Source organism: Azotobacter salinestris (assembly GCF_009363155.1).
Lineage (GTDB): Bacteria > Pseudomonadota > Gammaproteobacteria > Pseudomonadales > Pseudomonadaceae > Azotobacter > Azotobacter salinestris.
Genome location: NZ_CP045302.1, coordinates 1264693 through 1286799 on the forward strand (window position 1 = coordinate 1264693; position 22107 = coordinate 1286799).

The 22107-nt window shown below is 63.2% G+C and carries 22 protein-coding genes and 1 tRNA gene; 18 read left to right on the forward strand and 5 right to left on the reverse strand.

Annotated features, from left to right (window positions below):
* Positions 1 to 49: 49 nt before the first annotated feature.
* Entirely contained in the window at positions 50 to 733 is a 684-nt protein-coding gene (locus tag GCU53_RS05895; protein ID WP_152386785.1) for a heavy metal response regulator transcription factor, read from the forward strand.
* On the forward strand, positions 730 to 2049 hold the full coding sequence (locus GCU53_RS05900) for a heavy metal sensor histidine kinase (RefSeq protein WP_152386786.1): 1320 nt from the start codon (positions 730 to 732) through the stop codon (positions 2047 to 2049). The genes GCU53_RS05895 and GCU53_RS05900 overlap by 4 nt, the downstream gene beginning before the upstream one ends.
* Here GCU53_RS05900 and GCU53_RS05905 read toward each other — a convergent pair.
* Positions 2046 to 2825, reverse strand: a complete 780-nt coding sequence (locus tag GCU53_RS05905) for an ABC transporter permease (protein WP_152386787.1) — start codon at positions 2823 to 2825, stop codon at positions 2046 to 2048. The genes GCU53_RS05900 and GCU53_RS05905 overlap by 4 nt on opposite strands.
* Entirely contained in the window at positions 2822 to 3754 is a 933-nt protein-coding gene (locus GCU53_RS05910; protein ID WP_152386788.1) for an ABC transporter ATP-binding protein, read from the reverse strand. The genes GCU53_RS05905 and GCU53_RS05910 overlap by 4 nt, the downstream gene beginning before the upstream one ends.
* A gap of 192 nt (positions 3755 to 3946) precedes the next feature.
* Between GCU53_RS05910 and GCU53_RS05915 the strand changes: the two genes are divergently transcribed.
* From GCU53_RS05915 to GCU53_RS05985, 16 genes are all read left to right on the forward strand, one after another.
* The gene (locus GCU53_RS05915) at positions 3947 to 6394 is read left to right on the forward strand and encodes an acyl-CoA dehydrogenase (protein ID WP_152386789.1); all 2448 of its coding nucleotides are present in this window, start codon (positions 3947 to 3949) and stop codon (positions 6392 to 6394) included.
* Positions 6395 to 6492: 98 nt separating this feature from the next.
* Positions 6493 to 6900 carry a PA2817 family protein gene (locus tag GCU53_RS05920; RefSeq protein WP_152386790.1) on the forward strand — a complete coding sequence of 136 codons (408 nt, stop codon included), beginning with the start codon at positions 6493 to 6495 and terminating at the stop codon, positions 6898 to 6900.
* 242 nt (positions 6901 to 7142) lie between these two features.
* On the forward strand, positions 7143 to 8390 hold the full coding sequence (locus GCU53_RS05925) for a tyrosine-type recombinase/integrase (RefSeq protein WP_152386791.1): 1248 nt from the start codon (positions 7143 to 7145) through the stop codon (positions 8388 to 8390).
* 99 nt (positions 8391 to 8489) lie between these two features.
* Complete coding sequence (locus GCU53_RS05930) at positions 8490 to 9449, forward strand: hypothetical protein (RefSeq protein ID WP_152386792.1); 960 nt, start codon at positions 8490 to 8492, stop codon at positions 9447 to 9449.
* A gap of 113 nt (positions 9450 to 9562) precedes the next feature.
* A complete protein-coding gene (locus tag GCU53_RS05935) occupies positions 9563 to 9799 on the forward strand; it encodes a helix-turn-helix transcriptional regulator (RefSeq protein ID WP_152386793.1) in 237 nt (78 codons plus the stop codon).
* Position 9800: 1 nt separating this feature from the next.
* The gene (locus tag GCU53_RS05940) at positions 9801 to 10577 is read left to right on the forward strand and encodes a KilA-N domain-containing protein (RefSeq protein WP_152386794.1); all 777 of its coding nucleotides are present in this window, start codon (positions 9801 to 9803) and stop codon (positions 10575 to 10577) included.
* Positions 10574 to 11143 carry a hypothetical protein gene (locus tag GCU53_RS05945; RefSeq protein ID WP_152386795.1) on the forward strand — a complete coding sequence of 190 codons (570 nt, stop codon included), beginning with the start codon at positions 10574 to 10576 and terminating at the stop codon, positions 11141 to 11143. Before GCU53_RS05940 ends, GCU53_RS05945 begins: the two co-directional genes overlap by 4 nt.
* Entirely contained in the window at positions 11140 to 11442 is a 303-nt protein-coding gene (locus GCU53_RS05950; RefSeq protein WP_152386796.1) for a hypothetical protein, read from the forward strand. Before GCU53_RS05945 ends, GCU53_RS05950 begins: the two co-directional genes overlap by 4 nt.
* A gap of 3 nt (positions 11443 to 11445) precedes the next feature.
* The gene (locus GCU53_RS25440) at positions 11446 to 11604 is read left to right on the forward strand and encodes a hypothetical protein (RefSeq protein ID WP_167520042.1); all 159 of its coding nucleotides are present in this window, start codon (positions 11446 to 11448) and stop codon (positions 11602 to 11604) included.
* A 7-nt stretch (positions 11605 to 11611) separates the two neighbouring features.
* Complete coding sequence (locus GCU53_RS05955; protein WP_244307068.1) at positions 11612 to 14041, forward strand: hypothetical protein; 2430 nt, start codon at positions 11612 to 11614, stop codon at positions 14039 to 14041.
* The gene (locus tag GCU53_RS25960; RefSeq protein WP_244307217.1) at positions 14038 to 14448 is read left to right on the forward strand and encodes a hypothetical protein; all 411 of its coding nucleotides are present in this window, start codon (positions 14038 to 14040) and stop codon (positions 14446 to 14448) included. The genes GCU53_RS05955 and GCU53_RS25960 overlap by 4 nt, the downstream gene beginning before the upstream one ends.
* A 57-nt stretch (positions 14449 to 14505) precedes the next feature.
* Entirely contained in the window at positions 14506 to 14718 is a 213-nt protein-coding gene (locus GCU53_RS05965; protein ID WP_152386797.1) for a ribbon-helix-helix domain-containing protein, read from the forward strand.
* Positions 14719 to 15448: 730 nt separating this feature from the next.
* Complete coding sequence (locus GCU53_RS05970) at positions 15449 to 16939, forward strand: P-loop ATPase, Sll1717 family (RefSeq protein WP_152386798.1); 1491 nt, start codon at positions 15449 to 15451, stop codon at positions 16937 to 16939.
* A gap of 79 nt (positions 16940 to 17018) precedes the next feature.
* Entirely contained in the window at positions 17019 to 17885 is an 867-nt protein-coding gene (locus GCU53_RS26660) for a putative barnase/colicin E5 family endoribonuclease (RefSeq protein WP_152386799.1), read from the forward strand.
* Positions 17843 to 18460: a BRO-N domain-containing protein gene (locus GCU53_RS05980; protein WP_341873587.1), complete on the forward strand. Its 618-nt coding sequence runs from the start codon at positions 17843 to 17845 to the stop codon at positions 18458 to 18460. The genes GCU53_RS26660 and GCU53_RS05980 overlap by 43 nt, the downstream gene beginning before the upstream one ends.
* Before the next feature lie 1009 nt (positions 18461 to 19469).
* Positions 19470 to 20558 carry an IS630 family transposase gene (locus GCU53_RS05985; RefSeq protein ID WP_152386801.1) on the forward strand — a complete coding sequence of 363 codons (1089 nt, stop codon included), beginning with the start codon at positions 19470 to 19472 and terminating at the stop codon, positions 20556 to 20558.
* Here the strand turns inward: GCU53_RS05985 and GCU53_RS05990 are convergent.
* The 3 genes from GCU53_RS05990 to GCU53_RS06000 all read right to left on the reverse strand — a co-directional run bounded on the left by GCU53_RS05990 (position 20547) and on the right by GCU53_RS06000 (position 22034).
* Entirely contained in the window at positions 20547 to 21269 is a 723-nt protein-coding gene (locus GCU53_RS05990) for a hypothetical protein (RefSeq protein WP_152386802.1), read from the reverse strand. The two genes, GCU53_RS05985 and GCU53_RS05990, sit on opposite strands and share 12 nt — an antisense overlap.
* Positions 21270 to 21358: 89 nt before the next feature.
* A complete protein-coding gene (locus GCU53_RS05995) occupies positions 21359 to 21679 on the reverse strand; it encodes a hypothetical protein (RefSeq protein WP_152386803.1) in 321 nt (106 codons plus the stop codon).
* Positions 21680 to 21958: 279 nt separating this feature from the next.
* Positions 21959 to 22034: transfer RNA gene (locus tag GCU53_RS06000), tRNA-Gly, on the reverse strand.
* Positions 22035 to 22107: the final 73 nt, after the last annotated feature.

Here is a 22107-nt window from a genome sequence, read left to right on the forward strand (position 1 = left end):
GACGGGCCCGCAGCCGGTATAAAGGGCCTCTTTTCGGACGGACATCGCGATGAAACTGCTGATCGTCGAAGATGAACCCAAGACCGGCCGCGCCCTGCAGCAGGGCCTCGGCGAAGCCGGCTTCGCCGTCGCCCTGGCTGCCGACGGCGCGACCGGCGAGCGCCTGGCGCTGGAGGGCGAGCATGATCTGCTGATCCTCGACGTGATGCTGCCCGACCGCGACGGCTGGCAGATTCTGAACGCCGTGCGCCAGGCGGGCCTGGAGACGCCGGTGCTGTTTCTCACCGCTCGCGATGCGGTGGCGGACCGGGTGCGTGGCCTGGAGCTGGGCGCCGACGACTACCTGATCAAGCCCTTCGCCTTCGCCGAATTGCTGGCGCGAGTGCGCACCCTGCTGCGCCGCGGGCAGGTCTCGGCCCCGGAAACCCACCTGCGGGCCGCCGATCTGGAGCTCGACCTGCTGCGCCGGCGGATCCGCCGCAGCGGGCGGCGCATCGAGCTGACGCCCAAGGAGTTCGCCCTGCTCGAGCTGCTGCTGCGCCGCCAGGGCGAGGTGCTGCCCAAGTCGCTGATCGCCGCCGAGGTCTGGGGCATGCACTTCGACAGCGAAACCAACGTTGTGGAGGTGGCCATCCGCCGCCTGCGCGCGAAGATCGACGACGACTTCACTCCGCCGCTGATCCATACGGTGCGCGGCATGGGCTATGTCCTCGAGGTGCGCGAGGCGTCATGAGGCCGCTGCCCCTCGGCGCCCGCCTGAGCCTGCTGTTCGCCGCGTGCAGCGCCGCCGTCTCGCTGCTTGCCGGCATCTTCTTCAACCAGGCCAGCGAGGCGCATTTCGTCGAACTCGACCGGCAGCAGCTGGAGGGCGAACTGGCCGTGCTGCGCGGCCTGCTCGATGGCGTTACCGATGCGGCGGATCTGCTGGGTCGCCTGCCCGCCGTGCGCGAGGAACTGGCCCTGCATCCGGAACTGGCCCTGCGCATCGTCGGCAACGACGGGCGCATCTGGTTCGACAGCCTTCCCGAACGCCAAGATCCCGCGGCCTACCGCAGTCTGGAGGCGCCCCTGGAGCCACGGCGCGCCGACGGTGCGCGGCTGGTCGTGCGCCTGAACATCGCCCACCACCGGCATTTTCTCGACGACATGCAGCGGATGATCTGGCTCGGCGTCGGTCTGTCCGCCCTGGCCACCGCCCTGCTCGGTGCCTGGGTGGTGCGTCGCAGCCTGCGTCCGCTGCGGCGGATGGGCGAGGTGGCGGCCGGAATTTCCGCCAGTTCGCTGACCACCCGCCTGGAGCAGGAGCGCCAGCCCGCCGAGCTGGCCGAACTGGCGCAGGCGTTCGATGCCATGCTGGCCCGGCTGGAGGACGCCTTCGCCAGGCTCTCGGCCTTCTCCGGGGATATCGCCCATGAATTGCGCACGCCGCTGTCCAACCTGCTGACCCAGACCCAGGTGATCCTCTCCCGGCCACGCACCCTGGAAGACTACCGCGAAGCCCTGCACTCCAACCTGGAAGAACTGCAGCGTCTGGCGCAGATGGTCGCCGACATGCTGCTGCTGGCCAAGGCCGACCACGGCCTGCTGCTGCCGAACCGCGAGCCGCTGGAACTCGCCGTGGAGATCGACGCCCTGCTCGACTACTTCGCGCCGCTGGCCGAGGATGCCGGGGTGCATCTGGAGCGTCGCGGCGATGCCCGGCTGGCGGCCGATCGCGGCATGCTGCGGCGGGCGCTGTCCAACCTGCTGGACAACGCCCTGCGCTTCACCCCGGCCGGTGGCGAGATCCGCCTGGAGCTGACGAATACCGCAGGCCGCCTGCGCCTCGAGGTCGGCAACAGCGGCCCGGCCATACCGGCCGAGCAGCTGCCGAAACTGTTCGACCGCTTCTACCGCGCCGATCCGGCGCGCCGCGAGGGCAACGGCGAACACGCCGGCCTGGGCCTCGCCCTGACCCGCTCGATCGTCCGCGCCCATGGCGGGGAAATCCGCTGCGAGTCGGTCGAGGGCTGGACGCGCTTCATCCTCGAGTTTTCCGAAGCCTCCTAATGACGCATGCCGCGCCCGCTCACCAGCAGGCGCAGGCAGTAGGCGTACAACAGTGCGGTGGCCAGCAGCATGAAACCGATGGCGATGCCGATGTGGATGTCGGAGACGCCGAGAATGCCGTAGCGGAAGGCGTTGACCATGTGCAGGATCGGATTGCCCAGCGACACCGCCTGCCAGAACGGCGGCAGCAGGTCGATCGAGTAGAACACCCCGCCAAGGTAAGTCAGGGGCGTCAGGACGAAGGTCGGGATGATCGAGATGTCGTCGAAGTTGCGCGCGAACACCGCGTTGATGAAGCCGCCCAGGGAGAAGATGGTCGCGGTGAGCAGCACCACCAGCACGATCATCCCCAGGTGATGCACCTGCAGGTCGGCGAAGAACAGCGACAGCAGGGTGACGATCAGCCCCACCGCCAGGCCGCGCAGCACGCCGCCGATGGCGTAGCCGAGCAGAATGATGTGCGGCGACACCGGCGAGACCATCAGCTCCTCCACCGAGCGGTGGAACTTGCTGCCGAAGAAGCTCGACACCACGTTGCCATAGGAATTGGTGATCACTGCCATCATGATCAGCCCGGGCACGATGTAGTCCATGTAGGCGAAACCGCCCATCTCGCCGATGCGCCCACCGATCAGGTTCCCGAAGATGACGAAGTACAGCACCATGGTGATCGCCGGCGGCAGCAGGGTCTGTGGCCAGATGCGCAGGAAGCGCTTCACCTCGCGGGCGACGATGGTCTGCAGGGCGACCAGGTTGGCGCGCAGTTCCAGGCTCATGGCGCCACTCCGTCGAGATTCTTCTCCACCAGGGACACGAACAGCTCCTCCAGACGATTGGTCTTGTTGCGCAGGCTGAGCACCTCGATGCCCTGCCGGTCCAACTGGGCGAACAGGGAGGTCATGCCGAGGTTCTTCTCCACCTGTATCTCCAGGGTATGGTCGTCCACCAGCCGCGCCGGATAGCCCGACAACTGCGGCTCGACCAGCTGCGGCTCCTTGAGGTCGAGCAGAAAGGTCTCCACATGCAGCTTCTTCAACAGCTCGCGCATGCTGGTGTGCTCGACGATCCGCCCGTGGTCGATGATGCCGATGTGACGGCAGAGCTGCTCGGCCTCCTCCAGGTAGTGGGTGGTGAGGATGATGGTGATGCCCTGGCGATTGAGATCGGTGAGAAAGCTCCACATCGAGCGGCGCAGCTCGATGTCCACTCCGGCGGTGGGCTCGTCGAGGATCAGCAGGCGCGGCTGGTGGACCAGCGCCCGGGCGATCATCAGGCGCCGCTTCATGCCGCCGGAGAGCATCCGCGAAGGTACGTCGCGCTTGTCCCACAGCCCCAGCTGGGTCAGGTACTGCTCGGCGCGGGTCCTGGCGATGCGCGCCGGAATGCCGTAGTAGCCGGCCTGGGTGACGACGATGTCGAGGGTCTTCTCGAACTGGTTGAAGTTGAACTCCTGCGGCACCACGCCGAGGCAGCGCTTGAGACCGGCCGGGTCGCGGTCGAGGTCGTGGCCGAACACCTGCACACTGCCGCCGGTCTTGTTCACCAGGGTCGAAAGAATGCCGATGGTGGTGGACTTGCCGGCCCCGTTGGGGCCGAGCAGGGCGAAGAAGTCGCCTTCGGCCACCTCCAGGTCAATGCCCTTGAGGGCCTGGAAGCCGTTGGCGTAGGTCTTGGTCAGCTGCCGGATGGACAGAGCGGAACTCATGGGAATATGCGCACGGATCTGATCGGGAAAAGCGGCATATTGGGGCATGCAGCCCCGATTGCAACCGCAGCCCTGGCGAGGCCCGCGCCGGGCCGGCTCGACCACACTCAGCCGCCCTCGGCTATCCTCAGGTGAGTCGCGCTTTCCGGCAGCCCCGTACCTCAGCCTGCGCCCCACTCAGGAAGGATGCCCATGCTGCTCGCCTGGCTTCTGCTTCTGATCACCGGCCTGCTCGTGCTGGCCCATCTGCGCACGCCGGCCCTGCCCGCCCTGGCGCTGATCGCCCTGTACCTGATCGCCATGGGGCTCTCCGGCGACGCGCCCGGCTGGCTGCTGGCGCTGCTCTGGCTACCCTGGCTGGCGGTCGCCCTGCTGCTGCTCCTGCCGCACCTGCGCCGGCGCTACTTCAGCGGCCCGCTGCTGACCTGGCTGGGCAAGGCCCTGCCGCCGCTCTCCGACACCGAGCGCGAAGCCATCGAGGCCGGCAGCGTGTGGTGGGACGGCGAGCTGTTCGGCGGGCGACCGGACTGGAACAGGCTGCTCGGCTACCCGAAGCCCGGCCTCACGGCGGAAGAGCAGGCCTTTCTCGACGGCCCCGTCGAGGAGCTGTGCGCCATGGTCAGCGACTGGGAGATCGGCCAGCGCCTCGACCTGCCCCCCGAGGCCTGGGCCTTCATCAAGGCGCAGGGCTTCTTCGCCCTGATCATTCCCAGGGAGTACGGCGGCAAGGGCTTCTCCGCCCATGCCCATTCGCAGATCGTGATGAAGCTGGCCAGCCGCAGCGGCGATCTGGCCTCGACGGTGATGGTGCCCAACTCCCTCGGCCCAGCGGAACTGCTGCTGCGCTACGGCACCGAGGCGCAGCGCCGCCACTATCTGCCACGCCTGGCCGACGGCCGGGAGATCCCCTGCTTCGCCCTGACCGGCCCGCATGCCGGCTCCGATGCCGGCGCCATGCCCGACAGCGGAGTGATTTGCCATGGCCTGTGGCAGGGGGAGGAAGTGCTCGGCCTGCGCCTGAACTGGGAAAAGCGCTACATCACCCTAGGCCCGGTGGCCACCCTGCTCGGCCTGGCCTTCAAGACCTACGATCCCGACCACCTGCTCGGCGACCGGGAAGAGCTGGGCATCAGCCTCGCGCTGATCCCCACCGGCACCCCGGGCATCGAGATCGGCCGACGCCATCTGCCGCTCGGCGCCGCCTTCATGAACGGGCCGAACGCCGGCCATGACGTGTTCGTGCCGCTGGACTTTCTCATCGGCGGCCAGGCGATGATCGGCAAGGGCTGGTCGATGCTCATGGAGTGCCTGTCGGTGGGCCGCTCGATCTCCCTGCCGGCGGTCGGCACCAGTGTGGCCAAGGGCTGCAGCTACGTCAGCGGGCGCTATGCGCGCATTCGCGAGCAGTTCGGCGTGCCGCTGGCCAGCTTCGAGGGCATTCAGGAGGCCCTGGCGCGCATCGGCGGCAATGCCTGGCTGATGGACAGCGCTCGCCTGCTCACCGCCCAGGCGGTGGATCTCGGCGAGAAGCCGGCGGTGCTCTCGGCCATCCTCAAGTACCAGCTGACCGAGCGTGCCCGCGAGTGCATCAGCCACGCCATGGACATCCACGGCGGCAAGGGGGTCATCCTCGGCCCGGGCAACTACCTGGCGCGGCTCTGGCAGATCACGCCGGTCTTCATCACCGTGGAAGGCGCCAACATCCTCACCCGCAACCTGATGATCTTCGGCCAGGGTGCCGTCCGCTGCCACCCCTATCTGCTGCGGGAAATGAACCTCGCCAGCCGCGCGGATCAGCCCGGGACGCTGGAAGAATTCGATGCCGTACTGCGCGGGCACCTGGGCCATGTCGTCGGCAATGCCGCCAGCACCCTGCTGCTCGGCCTCGGCGGCGGCTGGCTCGACCGGGTCCCGGGCGATGCCGCAAGCCGCCGCTATTTCCGTGCTCTCAATCGTCTGTCGGCGGCCTTCGCCCTGCTTGCCGACCTCTGCCTGCTGCGGCTCGGCGCCGACCTGAAACGCCGCGAGCGCCTCTCGGCACGCCTGGCCGACGTGCTGAGCCATCTCTATCTCGGCTCGGCCGCGCTCAAGCGCTATCACGATCTGGGATACCCCCGCGAGCAGCACGCCCTGCTCGACTGGGCCATGGAGGAGTCCCTGGTCCGGGCCGAGCAAGCCCTGGCCGGCATTCTCGCCAACTTCCCCGACCGCCCTCTGGGCATGCTGCTGCGCACCCTGGTGTTCCCCCTTGGCCGTCGCCATCAGGGGCCCTCCGACCGGCTGGATGCTCAGGTCGCCGACATCCTCGGTCTCCCCGAGGACGAGCCGGCCCTGGCGGCGCTGCTCGAGGGCTGCCATCGCCCACGGTCCCCCGATCAGCCGCTCGGCGCCCTGCACCAGGCCTTCGAACGCATCCTCGCCACCCAGGTCAGTGCCAGAAAGCTGCGCACGGCGCTGCGCGACGGCCGGCTGCAGCTGCCCCCCGGGGCCGACCCGATCGACGCAGCACGGGCGGCCGGCGTGCTGGACAGCACCGAGGCCGCCGCCCTGCAGGCGGCGGAAGAGGCGCGGATGAAGGTCATCCGCGTCGACGATTTCGCTCCGGAAGAGGTCCAATTGGGCGAAGGCAGGGTTCGCTGAAGGCGAACCCCATGACCCACGCGCAGCAGCCCTGCCGCTCGAAGGGAAGCGGCGCAACGGGCTGTTATACTTCGCGCCCTTTTCATTGCAGGTATCCCATGCCCACGTCCTACCTCGACCACAACCTCGCGCTGCTCGCCCAACTGCGCGCCCTGCTCATCGCACTGGGCGAAGCCGAACAAGTCTCCGACGAGAGCCACGCGCTGTTCATGGAGCGCTTCGACGAGTTGCTGATGTCCCTGCCGAAGATCCCCGAGGATCGCCATCTGGGTCAGGACATGATCTGTCAGGTATTCCACCGCTATCCGCAGATCGCCCATCTGGTGCCGCGCGACCTGCTCTGGTTCTTCGGCGGGGATTGTCTGCACTTCATGCCGGACGAGGAAATCGCCCTGTATCAGGAGCTCGACGAGCGCCGCTTCGAGGCCGAAGAGCAGGGCAAGCCCTTCGACTGGAACCAGGAGAAGCAGATGCTCGCCCTGCCGGAAGACAGCAGCAGGCATTGAACGCGACAGGCCCGCCCAATGGGCGCGGCCTGCACGGCCCGATTGAAAGGCAGAAACAAAAACGCCGCTCGATGAGCGGCTTTCTTACTGTTCGCCATTTTTCGCCCCTTTCCGCAGACCCTAGATTCTACGGGCCTTCCAGCCTATCATCCGTCCGCAAGCGTCCGCTCAATACCGCCTAAATCCTCTGCCAAGGTGTGGGCCAAGGTGTGGGCTGGCGATCACAGCAGGAGAAGGGCGATATGGCGGGAACCCTTAACGCAAAGACCGTGGCGAGCCTGGAGAAAGCCGCTCTACCTGGAATGACCGGCGACGGCGCGGGGCTGTACTTCAAGGTGGGCAAGACTGGCGGGGCGAGCTGGATATTCCGATACAAGATCGGCGGCCGGAGTCGGGAAATGGGGTTGGGTGCCTATCCAGCAGTATCCCTGGCCGAGGCGCGCATCCTGGCCGCCGACGCGCGCAAGCTGACCGCCATGGGCAAAGACCCTCTCGCCGCCCGCGATGCCGAACGCGAGGCCCAGCGCGAGGCGGAGCGGCTCCGGGAGGCCAAGCGCATGCCCTTTTCGAAGCTGGCTGCCGACTTCATGGTGGCGCACGGGGCGAGTTGGTCGAACAAATGGCGTCAAGGCTGGCTGCGCAAGCTGGAGCGATATGCCCTCCCCCATGTGGGCATGCTGCCCGCCGACGAGATCACCACCGAGCATGTGCTGCTGGTGCTGCAACCGATATGGGCCGACAAGACCCGTACCGCCGATGAGGTTCGCGGACAGATCGAGCAGATACTCGACGCCGCCAAGGCTCGCGGCCTGCGCTCCGGCGAAAACCCCGCCCGCTGGCGTGGGCACCTGGAAAACCTGCTGAGCAAGGCCGAGAAGCGCAAGGCCCGCCAGTACCAGCACTTTCCAGCGATGGCATGGCGCGACGTGCCGGCGCTCATGGCCAGGCTGGCCAAGATCGACACCTACGACGCCGTGGCGGCCCGCCTGCTGATCCTGACCGGCGCCCGCTTGCACATGGTCCGCTTCGCCGAGTGGGCCGAGATCGACCTGGAGGTAGGCGTGTGGTCGCTGCCTGCCGAGCGGATGAAGATGCGCCAAGCCTTCGACATCCCCCTGGCGGCCGAGGTCGTCGAGCTGCTGCGCCAGCTTCCGCGCATCGAGGGCAGCCCCTATCTATTCCCCGGTCGCGGCAAGAGCGGCGTCATGCACGCCAACGCCATCCGTAACCTGCTTCACGGCCTGGGGCATGCCGACGTGACCCGCCACGGCTTCCGCTCCAGCTTCCGAGACTGGTCCGGCGAGCGAACCCATCATCCGCGAGAGGTCTGCGAACTGGCGCTGGCGCATGACGAGCGCAACCAGACTGAGGGCGCCTATTCCCGCTCCGACTTCTTCGAGAAGCGCCGTGCTTTGATGGCCGAGTGGGCGAGGTTCATCACCAGCCCGCCGGCAGAGAACGTCATTCAAGGCGACTTCAAGCGCGCCTGATCGAGTTACGGCCAGCCTAGTCCGACGGGGCGAAAAGCGGGATCACCTACCCCGCCTGGCTGGCCGCCTTCTTCTGTAGGTCGCCTGTGGGGGCAAGAAGTGAGCAAGTTACTGAAGCTTAAGAGCTGGCTGACCATTGATGAGGCCGCAAGACGCCTGTCTATCAGCGCAGGCGAGGAAGTAACAGAAGCCGACATTCTGCGCTTGGCACTTGATGGTCATCTAACCCTGTCTGTGTACTTCGTGAATCATGCAAGAGGCCGACCGGCCAGAATCGAGCCGCTAGGCGCACAGCATTTCAGCAATGCTCCTTCGTTTTTCGAGTTTGGCCCGCCAAGGTATATGACTATCGAAGGGGAGTTGCTTCCGAATAAAAAAGAAGTGCTCATCTATGAAGGCGACGAGCAAAAGCCGCAGCACATTGAAGGCGTGTGGGATTTGCTGATGCTTGGCGCGGAACGCCTGGATGTCGAAGACGCATACCAGCGTTTGACTAGTGGGCCTGACGTTGAGCTGATCTGTCTTGGCGGCCCCTTAGTTGCCAACGAAGACCGAACCAAAGTCTTTCAGCTTCTCAACAGCTACAAGCGAAGCACGCGCCCGGTAAAACCCGCCCCTCGTACTGATAAGCCTGAAATATCGAAAGATATGCGAGAGGCGCTCGACCGGATCAACGCCATACTTGGCCCTGTAACAATCACAGCCTCAGAAGAAAAAGAGCCTTCGCGCTGGGATTATGAAACCGTCTACTACCCTGCCGAAGGCCTCCCCGATGACAGCGCCTTTGTTGTGCGCACCACAGCGCTGCGAGAGCTCGAAGAAAAGTTGCTTGCTGATGACGCCCAGCCAGAAAAGCCACTTCACCACAGCGAGCGCAAAAGTGCTGCGCAAATCATAGCCACCCTGGCCGCAATGGCTGGACTTGATCTGTCCACGCCATACGCCGCAGATGAAACCCTGAGAGCCTCCGCCGCAACCCACGGTTTAGAGCTGCCGAGTAGCCCTGAAACTGTGGTGAAGTTTCTCAAGGATGCCGCAGCACGAGCCGGTAAATCCTGATCCCAATTTACCCCAATGGGGTTTTGCCCAACCCCATTAGGACACAAGCTCCACTCCGCTGTATCAAATAGCCATCGTCCGCAGCGCAACGCTGCAAACCGAAAGGAACGACGATGGCAGCAATCAACCAAGCCCACACCGAGCAGGCCGCAGCACAGCGCCAGCAGCGCCGCATCATGCGGTTGCCGGAAGTGAAAGCCGCCACGGGCTTTGGCCGCACCAAAATCTACGAGCTGATGAAGGAGGGGCGCTTTCCCAAGGCTAGGCGCATAGCTTGCTCGAATGCCTCCGGCTGGGACTCCCTGGAGGTGGAAGCCTGGATTGACGAGCAACTGGACGGGGAGGCTTAAAATGGAAGAAGGCCACTCCCTGTACCAGCAGAGCAGCCCGTCGCAAGGCCAGTTTACCACCATCGCCAGCCCCGCCAAACCGCTGGCCAAGGCCCCGACCAAGGCCGCCCGCATCATCCCCTTCGACTACGAAGGCCAGCCGGTACGGTTCAACGTCGATGGCTGGCTCCATGCGACGGAGATTGCAGAGTGGTTCGGCAAGAAGTCCGCGCACTGGCTGGAACTGGACAGCACCAAGGAGTACATCCGGAAACTGTCCGAGCGCATGGCGGCGAGTAATGTCGGGAAATCCGACATTACTCTGGTCATCACCCGACGCGGCAACAGCAAGGCGAGCGGTACCTGGCTTCACCCGAAGTTAGCTGTGAAGTTCGCGCGCTGGCTGTCCGTGGACTTTGAAATCTGGTGCGACGAGCAAATAGAGGCACTGCTGCGCGGTGGCGGGAAGCCCTGGGCAAGCGCCAGGCGCGAGGCCGCCATCGGCTATCGCGGCATGAGCGATGCTGTGATGCTCGACTGTGAGGCAAGCGGCAAGACGGCCAAGCCTCATCAGTTCCAGAACGAGGCCAAGCTGGTTAACTGGGCGATCACCGGAAATTTCTCCGGCCGCGACCGGGACCAACTGAGCGCCAGCGAGCTGGAGCTTGTCACCCTGGTCGAGCTGCGTAACTCCTTGCTGATCGCCCAAGGCATGCCCTATGACGAGCGCAAGGTTGCCCTTTCCCTGTACGTAGAGACGTTGCAAGGCAAGCGCCTGGCAAGAGAGCGTGCGGCATGACCATCCAGGCCCTGCTCCTCCTCGGCATCTTCGCCATCGACCACCTGCGCCCGGCCTTTGCCGCGCTGGAGATGATCCGGTTTCGGATCATGTTCTTCGCCCGCATGCGTCAGGCCATTGCCAAGCGCCCCCTCCATCGCTACCCTGCGCAGGTCACGGTAAATCCCGTGACCGGGCTTGGCCGCCCGAATCGTTCGAGGCGCACCAGCGCCCACCATTCCGTTGCAGGCGCTTTTTTTGTGCCCGCAATGTCGCTTTATGGCGGGTTGCGTGGGGACACCTTCGGGTGTGCCGGTTCCCTTGGACGCCGGTCGGCCAACCCCGCGCAATCCGTCGCCATTCCTTGCTTGGCCGCAAGCGGTGACGGTTCCCCAGTCCAAGGAGAACCACCCATGACCCAGCGTCACGTCCTTACCCTCAATCCGTCCAAAGCACGCGCCGCCGCGCATCGCGCCATGGCCTTGGCCGCCCTGCGTGCCGACTCCTCCCTGTCCGTTCGCCTCAAGCGCTACAACGCGCGCATGGCCAAGGCCCGCGCCCTGGAAGCTCAGGAGGTGCTGGCATGAGCGACCCGAACTGGAATGACCTGCTCCCGAACCACGAAGCCATCCAGGCCATGACCCCGGAGCAGTTGAAGGCTGCCGGAAAGGCCGTCGATCAATACGTTTGCACGCTTGCCAACGGAATTTCCGGCATCGGCAATCTGCTGGCCTGTACCGCCTCGAACGGTAAGACCGGGCTGAGTGAGGATGCCGTGACCAGCGTCGGCTGGATGCTCGAAAGCCTGGGAGACCTGATCTCCACCCTGACCGACACCGGCAAAGACCTCAACTACCGCCGCAACACCCTCAAGCGCGAGGACTGACCCATGCCCCACCCGAAAAGCTGCCGGAAGGCGGCGCAGGCCCCTGTCGGCCTCAAGAAAGCCCTCGCCGACCTGGAGAGCGGCCCGCTTGCCTTGGCGATCAACATCGGGTTGCTGGCGCTTGCCGCCCTGATTCTGATCGAGGTGGCCCGCCATGGCTGAAGGCCGCATGACTATCGGCTTTGACATCGAGCAAGTAGCGCGTCATCTGCTGGGCGAGCCGAACGCCAACATGAGCAAGCCGACCGAGCTTCGCTTCGGCACTCGCGGTTCGCTTGCCGTGGACCTGGAAAAAGGCACCTGGTTTTCCCACGAGGAGCACGTCGGCGGCGGCGTGCTCGATCTGATCGCCAGGGAGACGGGCATCACTGCCCGCGCCGATCAACTGGCCTGGCTGGAATCGCAGGGGCTGCGAGAACAGAAGCCGACTCCATGTCCTGCAAGTCCTAATGTCCTGGTCAAACCCAAGATCGACACCACCTACGCTTACGAGGACGAGACGGGCCGCATGCTGTTCGAGGTGGTCCGCCTCGAACCGAAGGGCTTCCGCCAGCGCCGGCCCGACGGCAAAGGCGGCTGGGCCTGGTCGGTGAGGGGCGTGCGGCAAGTTCCCTTTCACCTGCCGCAACTGCTGGTCGCCGATCCTGGTGCGCCGGCGTTCATCGTCGAGGGCGAAAAGGACGTGCTCCGCCTGGAGTCGGCCGGCTTGGTCGCCACCTGCAATGCGGGAGGCGCCGGCAAGTGGCCCACCGAGCTGTGCGAGCACTTCGCAGGCCGCCGCATGGTCATCCTGCCGGACAACGACGAGCCGGGACGCCAGCACGCCGACAAGGTGCGCTCCGAGCTTTCCGGCGTGGCTGCCGAGGTGCGCGTGCTCTGCCTCCCCGGCTTGCCGCCCAAGGGCGACGTGTCCGACTGGTTGGACGCAGGAGGCACCGTCGAGCGCCTGATGGCGCTGGTCAATGATCCCGGCAACGGGCTGCCCGAGGACAATGCGCCCACCGAGCAGCCGGGCGAGGAAGCCCTCGCCCCCGGCGGCAACGGCGAAGACGAGAAACAGGGCCAAGCATCTCAATTGGTCAAGTTCGTCGAGCAGCGCTTCGAGCTGTTCCACGACGCGAACAAGGACGTGTTCGCCCGCGACCGGAAAACCGGCGAGGTGCGCAACTTGGCTTCTCGCCAGTTCCGCGACTGCCTGCTGGCCGGCTTCTACACCGACACCGGCAAGGCACCGCGTGACCAGTCGTTGCGTGAAGCCCTGGGGGTTCTGGTCGGCCTTGGCCGCTTCCAGGGCGAGTGCCTGGCCGTCCATCTGCGCACGGCAGGTGCCGCCGGCGAGTATTTCCTCGATCTGGCCGCACCCGGCAGCAGCCGCGCCGTCCGGCTGCTCCCTGGTCGCTGGGAGATCGTCGATAAGGCTGATGCCGCTTTCGTCCGCCCCGAGTCGATGCAAGCGCTCCCCGAGCCGATCCCCGGCGGCAGTATCGAGTCGCTGTGGAAGGTCGCCAACGTGCCGAAGGACTCCCGCCTGCTGGCGCTCGCCTGGCTGGTAGAGTGCCTGCGACCCGACACGCCCTATCCGGTGCTGGAGCTGCTGGGCGAACAGGGCAGCGCCAAGAGCACGACGCAGACGGCGCTCCGGCGCCTGATTGACCCCAACGCCTGCGACCTGCGCGGCTCGCCGAAGTCGGTGGAGGACATCTTCGTCTCGGCGGGGGCTTGCTGCCTGGTGAGCTACGAAAACGTCTCGCACCTGCCGGCGCCCATGCAGGACGCGCTGTGCGTGCTGGCAACCGGGGGCGGCTTCGCCAAGCGCAAGCTGTACTCCGACAGCGAGGAAAGCGTCATCAGCGTCAAGCGGCCCATCGTGCTGAACGGCATTTCCGCCGCCGTCACGGCGCAGGACCTGGTAGACCGGACGATCACCATCGAGACGCCCGTCATTGCCGAGCGCCTGGAGGTAACCACCCTGTGGCGCGAGTATGAGGAGAACCGTCCGCGTCTGCTGGGCGCCCTGCTGGACATCGCAGCGAAGGCGCTGGCGATCCTGCCCGACATGCGCCTCCCCGCAGACGAGCGTCCGCGGCTGGTCGAGTTCGCTCTCCTGGGCATGGCCGTAGCCAAGGCCGCCGGGAAGGAGCCCGAGGACTTCCTGGGGGAGTTCAACGCCTGCCGGCAAGAAAGCCTGTCGCGCACCATCGACGCCAGCCCGGTCGCCGCCGCCGTGGTAGATATGATCGAGGCTCGTCCGCAGGGCATGACCGCGCCGGCGAAGGAGGTCCTAAACGCCCTGGAGCAGTACCGCCCGACCGGTTGCGACTCGTGGCCGAAGTCTCCCAAGGGATTGGGGGATGCCCTACGCCGGGCCGCTCCGGCGCTTCGGCAGCTTGGTATCGAATGCAAGAGCCTGGGTAAAGTCGGCGGCGCTGGTAAGTGGGAGATAAAAAGAAAGTTGCCGAGGCAAAGTCCTGCAAGTCCTAATGTCCTGCAAAGCGATCAAAAAACAACCAATCAGCAGGACTTTAGGACATTCAGGACTTCGAGTCAGGAAGTTTCCCCCAGCGCCACCACATCGAAGCGCTGGAGAATGGATCTGTGAGCGCCGCCGAGATCATCCGGCGAGCACAGGCCGAAGACGTAGCTCTTTCCCTGGACGGCGACCGTCTGCATCTGGAGGCGGAGCGTCCGCCATCCGCCGCTCTGCTGGCCGAACTGAAGGCGCACAAGGTCGTGGTCATTGAGGCGCTGAAGGTGGCCAGCGCCCGCCCGGCATGGATCGACCGACCAGCGCCGGCGCAGCAGCAAGCCGTTATCGTCGAGCAGCCGAACGACGAGCCGCAGCACATCATCCGCACCGCTGCCACAGCCTCGCCTGAGTGGCTGGAGGTGCGTGACCAGTACATAGGCCACCTGATGGCCTGCCGCGCCTGCTACGCGCCTACAGGCCGCCACTGCGCCGTCGGTGCCGAGCTGCGTGCCATCTATGACAGCACCCCCTGGAGTTGACCCCTGCCGCCGGCTGTCATGATCTGGATTTCTGGAGTTAGCGTTGAGGAGTAAGAGATGAGCAAGAATCGGTTATTCAAGGACCAGTCCAAGACCCGCCTGATCGTGTCCGTAGAGGTCGATACCGTGGAGGCCATCGACGAGCTGATCGGCAAGCCCTTCGGTGGCAGGCATCCGGCCAGGGGCAATCGTTCGGAGTTCGTGCGCCTGGCCATCGAGGAGAAGCTGGCGCGCGACCTGGCAGACCGGCAGCGCCTGGGGGCCGCATAAGCCGCTGCTGATTTTCGGAGTCCTGAAGGGCGGCTGGCTTTGATGATTTCGAGACCAGTCGTCGCGCGCGAGCTTGGCCAGCAAGCTGCTTGCAGAGCACCTGCCCGAGTTTTGAGAGCAATACGCGCGCGTGCGAGGCCCAGCATCTGAAATAGACCGAAATAGACGAAGGTAGCGGCGGGCTGCTGAGGGCTGCCCGTTGCGAAATTGCACCTCATCTGACCACCGTTTTGCATTGCCATTGACCCAGTCATTTGCATTCGAGATGACCATGCATTGCAAAGAGAGTGACCACTTGCACAGGCCGCTCGACCGGCTCAGAACGACCCAAAGCGGTCGGTCGTATCGGGCAGAAACCGGCCGATTCTGTTGAAAAACTCCCTCTACGATTTTTACCCGCGAAAGTGGGCGACTGACGTTGAAATCTGGGCCAATGCCGACATCGAGTTGCTCCAGATTTCGCGTAGCAACGCCTCAATCGGGTGTTTTCCCGTCTCCATTCGAGCGAACCAAGACAGTACCGACTTTTTCAACAGAATCGGCCAAAAGCAGACGCTCAGCCGTGAAGCGGCTCCCCTCCTGAAGCTGCATTTCACGATCGGTTAGAGTAAGCTTTTTAGATATTCCCTTCGGTTTTACTCTTCGGCGGGGCATTATTCGCGAGGGTCGAGATAATGTGTCGGAACGCGGCAAGCAATTTTTGCATTGAAATTTTCAAGGAATTCATATTTTGAATAAAAAAAGCTTGTTAAGTGTCATTCGGATTGGTCATCGCGTTGCCGAAGACGAGAAAAATGAATTAGCTAATTACTTCGTCAAAACGTCTCAATGGAACAAACTAGCAAACGGTGAAATCGACATCATTTACGGGGCAAAAGGCACAGGGAAAAGTGCGCTTTACTCCTTGTTGACAAGCAACGCTGAAGAGTTTCTAGGTCGGAATATTTTGTTGGTTCCTGCGGAGAACCCACTAGGGGCATCAGCCTTCCAAGGCCTCATCGACGATAATACCGTCAACGAAGCAGACCTTAATTACATCTGGAAACTTTATATTCTTCAGCTGATATCCGCAGAATTACGTAAAGCATCAATTGCAAGCGATGTGGCTAGTAAACTAATTTCAGCGTTGGAAGTGGCCGGCTTGCTTCCTAAGTCTTTCACGCTGACCTCTTTATTCGCTCGAGCGAAAAATTATATTCAGAGCTTCGCGGATAAGAATCCGACAGATGTTGAGTATAATATCGGATTAGATCCTATTTCCGGCATGCCGACAGCCACTAGAAAGGCGAGCTACGGAACTACTGATACGAAAGCGCGGTTATCTAGCGTCCCGGTAAATGATCTTCTGAGTTTTGCCAACGAAGGGCTGGCCGAAATCTCACTGCAGGTATGGCTGCTGTTTGATCGACTTGACGTTTCATTTTCTTCTTCACCAGAACTAGAAAGAGCCGCACTGCGCGCTCTCTTTAGGGTCTACGCTGATTTAAAACCACTTGAAAACATAAAGGCGAAAATCTTCGTTCGAAAGGATATCTGGGAACGAATCACGGAAGGTGGATTCCGCGAAGCTAGCCACATTGTAAAAACTGATACCATTGAATGGGATCGTGACGGCCTGCTAAATCTTGTTGTCAATCGTCTTCTGAACAATCAGGAGCTAATTGATTATTTGAAAGTCGAAAAGCCTGAAGTTATAAGTAATGCAAGTAAGCAAGAACAAATTATCAAAAGAATACTTCCTGATAAGGTCGATACGGGAAAAAATCCAGACGCCTTTGACTGGATGATCTCACGAGTGCAAGATGGCACTAAGAAGGCTGCGCCTCGCGAAATAATTCACATGCTTGAATGTTTGATTTCCAATCAAGTAAAAAAGCTTGAGCAAGGAAAGCCTGAGCCGGAAGCAGAAGTGTTGTTTGATCGTGCGGTTTTTAAAGAGTCACTGGCCGCGGTATCTACAGTGAGGTATACACAAACTCTTTGCGCAGAATATCCTGATTTAAAAAAATATACCGAACTGCTTAAAAATGAAAAGGCCGAGCAAAAGGTTGATACCCTTGCGCGAATCTGGGGGGAATCATTGGACGTAGCTCAATCATTGGCAGATCAGTTAGTTGGAGCAGGTTTCTTTGAGGCGCGTAATGAGAAGAACATTGCAACGTACTGGGTCCCATTCTTATATCGCGACGCACTTGATTTAGTTCAAGGAAAAGCATTCTAGGAGTAATACTCTTCTACGAAGCGCACCTGGCGGCTTATCGCCGCCGGGATTTCGACTACACACACTTCAATGACTGCTTTTGGCCGATCTCTGCCGTTATGCGGCTCACAGAGATGGCCAAGTCAGGTGCAATAGGTGGTCAAATCCATGCAATTACGCATGCAAGCTGCTTGCAGAGCACCCGCTGAGCTTCCTGAGCAACCACCCCGACTATTCCTCGGCGAAGGCCGGCGATGACGCTGCGGCGCTGCGCCGGGTGCAGAAGGGGGACGACTCGCGCAGCGTCACCGTTGAGGGCGCCACTTACGGCACGTCGAAGGAGGCGCTGGCGTCGGTCGAGCGCCAGCAGGGCGGCAAGCCGAATGCGCGCTACTCGGTGCAGATCGGCGGCGAGCACGTGACCAACAAGAAGGGCATAGAGGCCGCCAAGCCATCAGACAAAACCGCCGGTGCAAAGGGGCTTTCCCATATTATCGAGGCCCGCCAGCGCAAGGATGGCAAGAGCGCTGAAGGCGCTTTGCGGTTGCTCGATGGGATGGTGGAAGCGATCTCCAAGGGGGGAAGAGTTCAACCGGATAGCAGTCGGCAAGACTACCCATGGGGCGAGGAGCACGACGACATGATCGTCTGGATGACCAAGCGGGAAGGAAGCAACGCCTGGGTGGTAACGGGTTATGAGAAAAGGCCCGATGGACGAGCGGCAGGGAGAGCTACCGGCAGGCCTACGCACGCCGCCGCTTCGCGCACCCGCGACGACGTGGGAGCGGGTAATTCAAATAATGGCAGAGACAATGGCCAAATCAATCGATCCCTAACTGAAGCGCCTGTAAATCCAGACGACACCCGCTACAGCGTCCGGCCGTCGAAGGCCTTTTCGGCGAGCCGTGGTTTGTGGCGAAGGATGTGGCTGAGGTGCTGGGGTATGCCAATACCGCTGACGCCATAGCCAAGCATTGCAAGGCTACGAATACCATCGCCATTCGCGATGGAAAACGCGGAAACCCGAATCAGACCATTATCCCCGAGCGTGACCTGTACCGCCTGGTGATGAGGTCGCACCTGCCGTCCGCCGAGCGCTTCGAGGAATGGGTGGTTGCCGAGGTGCTGCCGTCGATCCGCAAGACGGGCGCCTATGTCATGCCTGGCGCGCAGCCGGCTACAGCCGGTGCCGACTCGAAGCTGGTCGGCGAGCTAGCCGTCATGGAGTGCTATACCCGCCTGCTCAGGCCGGCGCCGTCCAGCCAGATTTATTATATGCTGGCCAAGATCGGTGATCGCCATGGGCTGTATACCGGCTTCCTGCCCGCCTACGCGGTGGACGCGGCGCCCGACTCGACGGCAGGGAGTTTCATGCCGACCAAGGCGCTTAGCGTCCTGCTGAAAGAGCGCGGCATCCCCATGGGCGTTGCCGCCTTCAATCTCCTCTTGTTGGCCTTGGTGCGATCACCGAGCACAAGAACCCGAATCCGCGCTACGCCTTCGACGCGACCACGCACTACCTGTTCCACCCTGACGTGGTGAATCGCTGGCTAGACCGCTATTCTTCCGATCCGTCGTTTTCGAGCAATCCATCAGGCGAAAACGCGCAACGGTCCGGCGAAAAGGAGCGACGGGGCGGCGAAAACGAGCAAGCAATACAAGAGACTACTTACGAGATTACTTCAGAGATTATTCCGGGCGGGGTCGCTGACGCGCCCAGTCCGGCGCTGGAGGGCGAGCTGATCGAGGCGAGAGAAGCACAGGGCGGCGAGCTACCGGCAGTTGCCCTGGCTTCACGCGCAAGGGGCTTTCCCGTCGCTTTCCCGTCGATTCAGCGGCAGGACTCGGCTTGGCAGTAGGCGACCGAGCGGGAGGCCCTTGTAGCCCCATAGCGAGCCGCCATGAACTACCCCAGTACGGCTGGCATAGGGAAGGCATAGAGCGAAGCACCATGGCGATATGGAGGCCTTTCAGCCATATCGGATATCGGGGCAGGCGGTCTGGCAGGTACCAAAGCCGGCGCAACAGGGCGAAATGCTTGCGGGAAGGGGTGGCGTCGGCCAGGGCGGTGTCGTCCGGCAGTGCAGAAAAGGCCTTCGGCGGCCGGACGCTGTAGCGGGTGTCGGTATTGACATTGGCATTTCCCGCGTCATCCTTATTAATACTTCCTGTGCCGTGCGGGCTGCCACTCCTTGAAGTGTCCCGTTGCGTGCCGGGGGTCGCGAGGTCAGCGCCCATGTTTCCCTGGGCAGGCGTAGGGGATTCATGCGTAGGAGTACGAGTACCGGAACCGACCGTGCCCGCATCTGACCTCATTTCCCAACCAGTCACCAGCCATGCATTGCAGCCCGCTTTCCGGGTGAGGATTGCCTCGGTTTCCCTGTGACGGATCTTTGCCGTCTGGCTACCTTTGATCTCCTCCCGCTTGATCTCCTGCCCTTGGGCAATTGTCTCAATGATCTGGTCTAGTGGTCTGAATCAGAAATTTGCATGAACTGATCGAGGCAGAGAAACCCTACTGAGAGGGTTGCCCAGACTGCAGGAGACTGCCATGGCTGACCCTCGTGCCGTGTCGATCACGCTGTCCGATAGCGACCGCGCCACCTTGACGAACTGGATACGACGGCGCTCGACGGCCCAGGGGCTGGCCATGCGGGCGCGCATCGTGCTGGCCTGCGCCGAACCGGGAGCCACCAATCTGGCCGTGGCCGCGAAGCTGGGCGTGAGCAACCTGACGGTGGGCAAGTGGCGCAGGCGTTTTGCCGACCAGGGCGTGGCAGGACTGGTCGATGCCCCTCGCCCGGGAGCCCCTCGAACCCTTCTGGACGAGCAGATCGAGCGTGTCGTCAGCACGACACTGGAAACGCTCCCCAAAGGCGCCACCCACTGGAGCACCCGGCGCCTGGCGGCGGAACTGGGCATGAGCCAGACGGCAGTCTCGCGCATCTGGCGGGCTTTTGCGCTGGCCCCTCATCGCAGCGAGACCTTCAAGCTTTCCACGGACCCGCAGTTCGTCGACAAAGTACGCGACATTGTCGGGCTTTACCTGAACCCGCCCGACCGGGCGCTGGTGCTGTGCGTGGACGAGAAACCCTCGATCCAGGCTCTTGAGGACACCGCGCCGGCCATCCCGATGCGGCCGGGGCAACTGGAGCGGCATACGCACGACTATATCCGCCACGGCACCACCGACCTCTTCGCCGCCCTGGACATCAAGGCCGGTACGGTGATCGGCGAAGTGCATCGCCGGCATCGCAGCCTCGAGTTCCGCCACTTCCTGGCCACCGTCGAGCAGGCCACGCCGCCCGAGCTGGAGCTGCATCTGGTGCTGGGCAACTCCAGCATCCACAAGACCCCGCTGGTACACCGCTGGCTGGTGCGCCACCCGCGCGTGCAACTGCATTTCACACCGACATCGGCTTCCTGGCTGAACCTGGTGGAGTGCTGGTTCTCCCTGCTCACCGCCCGCCAGCTCAGGCGAGGCCGGTTCTGCTCCACGCGGGCGCTGGAGTACGCCATCCGGGCCTACATCGCCGAGCACAACGCTCATGCGAAACCCTTCGTGTGGACCAGGACAGCCGATGAAATCCTGGCTTCGGTCGCTTCTTTCTGCAAACGAATTTCTAACTCACACCACTAGCAGGCGATCAACGTCCGCCTCGGTCATTCCGTCTTTGCGTTGGCGCGCCTCAAAGATGTGCGACAGCCCCATTGCGCCGACAGTCTTGCCCGAGGGCTTGACCCGACCGGTACTTCTCCAGACGAAATCGACCCAGCCCAGGCCATTGCGGAACATGGCCCGATGAACGCTTGTCTTGTCGGCCACTGCACGGGCAAGCGCGTCGCGTCCACGCCGAATGTTCGCCTCTACGCTTTTCATGGCCGACAGCGAATAGCGGTCGCCTGGCTCAATACCGCCCTGCTGCCCGCCGCTTCGCCCCTGCAATGCCATGGAGGTCAGCGCCTCCTTCGCCAGGGCGCGCAGCTGGGCCGGCGTCACCTGGCCGAACTGGCGGCCGAAGCGGCGCAGCACCCACGCCTTGAGGGCGCCCAGCACGTCATCCACCCAGCGGCGGAAGGCGGCCGGCAGCGTCGCGTACTCCTCCACTGCATAGGCGCCAAACTCCTCCACCTGCAGGCGCGGGGCGGCGCCGGCAGCGCGCGAGCGGGCCGCGTCGAATACCTCGCGCGCCTTGCCGGTGGAGCGCTCGGCCTGCCAGTACAGGGCGGAAAGGCGGCGTATCAGGTCGTTCCATGCGGCGGAGCCGATCAGCCGTTGTCCGCCACTGTGGAAGGCCTCATGGAGCAGTACGGCGGGCGCGGCGTGCGCCGACAGATTTGCGGCGACCATGTGAATGGTGCCATCCGTAGCAGTCGCCGCCTGTACTCCAGCAGGAAGGGCACCCAGGCTGCTCGGCAATCCGCTTGCGTCAGCATGGATCACCACGCGACCAGCGTCAGGGAGGCCTCCTTGGTCAGGCCCTTGTCGCTGGAAAAGGCGGCCACGTCCGCCATCAGGTCCATGCCGAGCATGGTCCCGGCTTTCTGCGACACCGTGTCGCCTGCCTTCATGTCCTCGGTCAGCGCGTTGAGCGCCTTGACCAACTCGCGCCCGGCGGCGTTGCGCTGGTGGATCGCCTTGCCGCTAAGCTCGACTGCAAAAGGGTCACCGATGCCTTCTCGCGCCAGCACCGGCACGATGCGCGGCCGGCTGCCCTCGGGGATCAGCGCACGCACCTGCTCCACGAACTCCGGCGTCACGGCGTTCGTCGAGTCGCTGGAGAGGGAGCACGCAGGCAGAGGCGAGCTTGCGCGTCGAGCGGTTGGGCGGTCACCTGGAAGGCGTAACTGATCGTTACCCCCCTGCCGACCACCATGACGAGACGGGGCTGACGACAATCAGCAGCACCCTTCGCGCTCAGACTCTCGCCAGGGTGTGGGCCAAAGTGTGGGCTGGCCGATGCGCTTATGCTGAAACCCACGAGATATGCGGCCTTCAGAAACAAAAACGCCGCTCGATGAGCGGCGTCTTCGTGAATTTGGAGCGGGAAACGAGACTCGAACTCGCGACCCCGACCTTGGCAAGGTCGTGCTCTACCAACTGAGCTATTCCCGCATGGGTTGTACTTTCTGACATTTCGACCGAACCTGCTTTTTCGGCTCGATCTTCAAGGCTTTCACTCAAACCT

Coding starts and splice junctions, on each gene's coding strand:
- GCU53_RS05910 (WP_152386788.1), bottom strand. CDS start 3,754: ATGAGTTCCGCTCTGTCCATCCGGCAGCTGACCAAGACCTACGCCAAC.
- GCU53_RS05950 (WP_152386796.1), top strand. CDS start 11,140: ATGAGCGACCCGAACTGGAATGACCTGCTCCCGAACCACGAAGCCATC.
- GCU53_RS05955 (WP_244307068.1), top strand. CDS start 11,612: ATGACTATCGGCTTTGACATCGAGCAAGTAGCGCGTCATCTGCTGGGC.
- GCU53_RS05920 (WP_152386790.1), top strand. CDS start 6,493: ATGCCCACGTCCTACCTCGACCACAACCTCGCGCTGCTCGCCCAACTG.
- GCU53_RS05905 (WP_152386787.1), bottom strand. CDS start 2,825: ATGAGCCTGGAACTGCGCGCCAACCTGGTCGCCCTGCAGACCATCGTC.
- GCU53_RS05965 (WP_152386797.1), top strand. CDS start 14,506: ATGAGCAAGAATCGGTTATTCAAGGACCAGTCCAAGACCCGCCTGATC.
- GCU53_RS05895 (WP_152386785.1), top strand. CDS start 50: ATGAAACTGCTGATCGTCGAAGATGAACCCAAGACCGGCCGCGCCCTG.
- GCU53_RS05945 (WP_152386795.1), top strand. CDS start 10,574: ATGACCATCCAGGCCCTGCTCCTCCTCGGCATCTTCGCCATCGACCAC.
- GCU53_RS25440 (WP_167520042.1), top strand. CDS start 11,446: ATGCCCCACCCGAAAAGCTGCCGGAAGGCGGCGCAGGCCCCTGTCGGC.
- GCU53_RS05900 (WP_152386786.1), top strand. CDS start 730: ATGAGGCCGCTGCCCCTCGGCGCCCGCCTGAGCCTGCTGTTCGCCGCG.
- GCU53_RS05940 (WP_152386794.1), top strand. CDS start 9,801: ATGGAAGAAGGCCACTCCCTGTACCAGCAGAGCAGCCCGTCGCAAGGC.
- GCU53_RS05990 (WP_152386802.1), bottom strand. CDS start 21,269: ATGGTCGCCGCAAATCTGTCGGCGCACGCCGCGCCCGCCGTACTGCTC.
- GCU53_RS05925 (WP_152386791.1), top strand. CDS start 7,143: ATGGCGGGAACCCTTAACGCAAAGACCGTGGCGAGCCTGGAGAAAGCC.
- GCU53_RS05985 (WP_152386801.1), top strand. CDS start 19,470: ATGGCTGACCCTCGTGCCGTGTCGATCACGCTGTCCGATAGCGACCGC.
- GCU53_RS05915 (WP_152386789.1), top strand. CDS start 3,947: ATGCTGCTCGCCTGGCTTCTGCTTCTGATCACCGGCCTGCTCGTGCTG.
- GCU53_RS05935 (WP_152386793.1), top strand. CDS start 9,563: ATGGCAGCAATCAACCAAGCCCACACCGAGCAGGCCGCAGCACAGCGC.